Source organism: Cohnella hongkongensis, assembly GCF_042654645.1.
GTDB lineage: Bacteria > Bacillota > Bacilli > Paenibacillales > Paenibacillaceae > Cohnella > Cohnella hongkongensis.
The window spans coordinates 14,933-15,675 of the sequence record NZ_JBHSEP010000037.1; the positions used below are offsets into that span (position 1 = coordinate 14,933).

The 743-nt window shown below is 46.8% G+C and carries 1 pseudogene; it reads left to right on the forward strand.

From position 1 onward, the window contains the following. Positions 1 to 208: pseudogene (locus tag ACFO3S_RS27550) on the forward strand (hypothetical protein); the annotation flags it as partial. Positions 209 to 743: the final 535 nt, after the last annotated feature.

Below are 743 nucleotides of genomic sequence, written 5' to 3' on the forward strand. Positions count from 1 at the left end.
GACGACAACGCGAACTGCGCCGGTTCAAGTGCTTGGGCTGACGGATATTACGTATGTGGCTGCGAATGTAAATGGAGGTTCAAGTCTGGGCTACAGTGTGGCGGTAAAGCAGGATGGGACGATTTGGGGCTGGGGCTCCAATAATTATGGACAGTTGGGCGATGGTACGGTAACGCAGCGGCTGACTCCGGTACAAGTAGTAGACTAACAAAAATAGGTCTCGCCTTGATCATAAGGCTGAGACCTATTTTGTTGCCGTCTTTGAGGCACTGGGATAAAGCCAGTTAGTTGGCCTGATGAGACTGTCGATTAACTTTCGAAAATTTTATTTCGATCGGTTTAAATCGACCTTTTTGCGTGACATTCTCCGTTTCTCAAGAAAAAATTGATTTAAGGGCATCTGAGGAGAAAGAAATTGTCACGATCTTGTGAAAATCCTTAGGCGCTGAAGATCAAAGTAGTTAATCGACAGTCACCTGATGGTAGCTATTCAATCAATGCCAAAAGAGCCTTCATACGCTCGGGGATTTCCCGGCGCAGTTCGCTCCAGGGGACAAAAATGTCGGGCGTCCATTCGTGCGGCACGTATTCGAAGCTCGGGCGGAAGGCGAACTTGTGTGTACGGTAAAATAAAAATACCCAAAATGATCAAACGGATTTCCCCAAAAAAATCGTGCAAAATTCCCCACTTTGATCGTGGGGAAATCGACCGAATCTAGCAACTCCGCTACCCTATACGTAGA